The sequence below is a fragment of the Rhizobacter sp. P3_C12 genome, assembly GCF_056402735.1.
The window spans coordinates 1-3512 of sequence record NZ_JBFUGW010000440.1 but is presented as its reverse complement, the minus strand read 5'-3'; the positions used below and the strand labels follow the sequence as shown (position 1 = coordinate 3512).

4 protein-coding genes are annotated in these 3512 nt (G+C 71.7%); 2 read left to right on the top strand and 2 right to left on the bottom strand.

The window, feature by feature from the left end:
• On the bottom strand, positions 1 to 204 hold a 204-nt coding region (locus AC1DXV_RS32795; protein WP_477937673.1), incomplete at its 3' end, for a hypothetical protein.
• Positions 205 to 208: 4 nt separating this feature from the next.
• The gene (locus AC1DXV_RS32790) at positions 209 to 898 is read right to left on the bottom strand and encodes a response regulator transcription factor (protein ID WP_477871713.1); all 690 of its coding nucleotides are present in this window, start codon (positions 896 to 898) and stop codon (positions 209 to 211) included.
• A 132-nt stretch (positions 899 to 1030) separates the two neighbouring features.
• Here AC1DXV_RS32790 and AC1DXV_RS32785 point away from each other — a divergent pair, with 132 nt between their 5' ends.
• Together AC1DXV_RS32785 and AC1DXV_RS32780 are read left to right on the top strand one after the other, a co-directional pair.
• Complete coding sequence (locus tag AC1DXV_RS32785) at positions 1031 to 1276, top strand: cysteine rich repeat-containing protein (RefSeq protein ID WP_477871711.1); 246 nt, start codon at positions 1031 to 1033, stop codon at positions 1274 to 1276.
• 104 nt (positions 1277 to 1380) lie between these two features.
• The coding region (locus AC1DXV_RS32780; RefSeq protein WP_477937671.1) for a M48 family metallopeptidase at positions 1381 to 3512 on the top strand (2132 nt) is incomplete at its 3' end.

The following is a 3512-nucleotide window of genomic DNA, read 5'->3' as shown; positions in this document are numbered from 1 at the left end:
CTGCTGCACGGCGAGCGTCTCCGCCGGCGCCGGCGCGAGCCCGGCGGCCGCCGCCAGGTGCGGCGCCCAGCGCTCCGCGTACAGCACCGCCACCGTCACGTTGCGCTCGATGTAGAACAGCAGCCCGAAGACGAGCGCGAGCGCCGCGACGAGACCCAGCTGCGCGAGCAGCAGCCGGGCGAACAGGCTGTCGAAGCGGCGCACGAGTTCAGCCCCGCGGGACGAAGACGTAGCCTTCGCCGCGGACCGTGTCGATCCATTCGTTGCCCGGCGCGGCCTCGGCCAGCTTGCGCCGCAGCCGCGCGACCTGCACGTCCACCGTGCGGTCCTGCGGCTTGTAGCCGCCGCTCTGCACCGCATCGCTGAGCTGCTCGCGCGTCAGCGGCCGGCCCGGCGTGCGGGCGAGGGCGGTCAGCAGCTTGTACTCGACGCTGGTCAGCGTGATGGTGCCGTTGCCGGCCCGCACCTCGCGCTTCAACAGGTCGATCGTCAAGCCTCCGAAGCGCAGCTGCGGCGCTTCGGCGCGGCCGGGCGCCTGGCGCCGCAGCAGCGCACGCACGCGGGCGACCAGCTCGCGCGGCTCGAACGGCTTCGGCAGGTAGTCGTCGGCGCCGATCTCCAGGCCGAGCACGCGGTCCATCGGATCGCCGCGCGCCGTCAGCATCACGATGCCGAGGCCGGGGTGCGCCGCGCGCCAGCGCCGGCAGACGTCGAAGCCGTTGGCGTCCGGCAGCATCACGTCGAGCAGCACCGCGTCGGGCAACCCTTGCGACAGCGCGCGTTCCCCGTCGCCAGCGGTGAGCACCGCGTGCACCGACCAGCCCTCGCGTTCGAGCAACTCGCACACCATGCCCGACAGCTCGGCATCGTCGTCGACCATCAGGACCAGCGGCTTCATGGCGCAGCAGTCTACGGGCCGCGCGCGCATGCGCCGCGAACATTTCAGCGCTGTCGCAAATCGTCATCCGCGCGGCGGGACGAAGCGGGGCTTCAGCGGTTCAATCCGGCCATCCACGCTTCGGAGATTCCCATGAAGACGACCTCGATCCTGCTGTCCTTGTTCATGCTCGCCGGCAGCGCCGTGGCCCGCGATGCCAACCCGACGGCCCAGGCCTGCAAGGCTGACCACGCGAAGTTCTGCAAGTCGACGCAGCCCGGCGGCGGGCGCATCGTCGAGTGCCTGAAATCGCACGAGGCCGAACTCGCACCGGCTTGCAAGTCGGCGCTCGACGCCGCGTTGGCCAAGCGCCAGCCGGCTGCGCCGGGTGCGCACTAACTCACGCGCTGTAATTCGCAGGGCCTGAACGGCCTTGCCCTGCGCGATCCTTCCCCTACCATCCGCGCCAACGGCCGTGAGGGCGGCCGCGAAGGAACGCGGGAATGAGTTCACCGAACAAGGCGCAACCGGCCAAGCTGGTCGCCAGGCTGGCGCGGCCCAGCGCCGCCTACAAGCGCCATGCCTGGCTGGCCGTCGCCGCGCTCGCGGCCTTCATGCTGCTGTACCTCGGCCTCGCCGGCTGGTTCCTGTTCACGGCCTGGCGCCTCACGGTCGGGGCCGACAGCGTGTCCGGCCTGGCGGTCTGGGGCTGGGTGATCGGCGCTTGCGCGGCCTTCCTCGCGGTCTTCATGCTGAAGGCCGTCTTCTTCGTCAAGCACGGCTCGCAGGACAACACCGTCGAGCTCAAGCCGGCCGAGCAGCCGCGCCTGTTCGAGTTCCTGCACAAGCTGGCCGACCGTGCCGGCGCGCCGCGGCCGCACAAGGTGTTCCTGTCGGCGCGGGTCAATGCGGCGGTGTTCTACGACCTGTCGGTGCTGAACCTCGTGCTGCCGTCGCGCAAGAACCTGGAGATCGGGCTCGGCCTGGTCAACGCGCTCACGCTCGGCGAGATGCGCGCGGTGCTCGCGCACGAGTTCGGCCACTTCGCGCAGAAGTCGATGGCAGTGGGGCGCTGGGTCTACATCGCGCAGCAGATCGCCGGCCACCTGGTCGCGCGGCGCGACAAGCTCGACGCGTTCCTGAACGGGCTGTCGCGCTTCGACATCCGCATCGCCTGGGTCGGCTGGGTGCTGGGCGTGATCGTCTGGGCCATCCGCTCGCTGGTCGACAGCGCGTTCTCGGCCGTGCTGCTGGTGCAGCGCGCGCTGTCGCGCGAGATGGAGATGCAGGCCGACCTGGTCGCCGTGTCGCTGACCGGCAGCGACGCGCTGATCCACGCGCTGCACAAGCTGCAGGCGGCCGACGATTCCTGGGACCGCACGCTCGGCTTCATCGGCAGCGAGCACGGCAAGGAGCGCATCACGCGCGATGCCTTCGCGATCCAGTCGCGCGTGATGCAGCGCATGGGCCAGGTGCTCAACGACCCGCAGTACCACCGCGTGCCGCCGCTGCCGGCCGAGAAGCCCCAGCAGCACCGCCTGTTCAAGGCCGAGGTCGCGCAGCCGCCGCGCATGTGGCTGACCCACCCGCTGAACCACGAGCGCGAAGCCAACGCGAAGCGCCATTACGTGGCGGCGCCGTTCGACGACCGCAGCGCCTGGGAGCTGTTCGACGACGCACCGGGCCTGCGCGAGCGCGTCACCGCGCAGCTGATCGGCGAGACGAAGCTCGCGCCGATCGCGCTCGAGGACTCGCTGCAGGCGCTCGACGAGCAGTTCGCGCGCGAAAGCCTGCAGGGCCGTTACCGCGGCGTGTACCTCGGCCGCTCGGTCACGCGCAGCGTGAAGAGCGCGGCCGAGCTGGCCGACCCGGCGCTGCAGCGCGCGACGCCGGCCGATCTGGCGGCGCTCTACCCCGAGTCGCTGCTCGACGACGTGGCGCGGCTGCGCGAACTGGAGCGCGAGCTGGGCCAGCTGCGCGCGTTGAAAACCGGCGCGCTGAAGGCGCCCGGCGGCCTGATCCGCCACCGCGACCGCACGCTGAAGCAAGGCGAACTGCCGGGCCTGCTGAACGCCGTCGAGCGCGAGCACCGCCAGGTCGAGCAGCGGCTGCTGGCGCACGACAAGGCCTGCCGCAGCACGCACCGCGCCGTGGCGGCGCAGCTCGGTGGTGGCTGGGACGCCTACCTCGAGGGCCTGCTCGCGCTGCTTCACTACGCCGACCACAGCGAGGCCGACCTGCGCGATGCGCAAGGCCTGCTGTCCAACGCCTGGCAGGTGGAAAGCGCGACGCGCCGCGTCGGCAAGGCCGGCGTCGAGCGGCTGGTGGGCGTCGCGAACCATCTGCAGGCGGCCTTGCAGAGGGTGTCGGAGCAGCGCGAGGCGGTGGTGCTCGATGCGAGCCTGCGCGAGAAGCTCGRCGTCGCGAGCTGGAGCGAGCTGCTCGGCGAGTTCAAGCTGCCGCCCACCAGCAAGGACAACCTGGGCGACTGGCTGGGCGTCGTCGACAGCTGGGTCGACCAGCTGGCCGGCGCCTGTGGCCGGCTGCGCTCGCAGGCGCTCGACCAGCTGCTGCGCACCGAGGCGCTGGTGGCCCGCCGCGCCCGCGGCGAGGCCGTGCCCGAGCTGGCCGTGCC

Coding starts and splice junctions, on each gene's coding strand:
- AC1DXV_RS32790 (WP_477871713.1), bottom strand. CDS start 898: ATGAAGCCGCTGGTCCTGATGGTCGACGACGATGCCGAGCTGTCGGGC.
- AC1DXV_RS32785 (WP_477871711.1), top strand. CDS start 1,031: ATGAAGACGACCTCGATCCTGCTGTCCTTGTTCATGCTCGCCGGCAGC.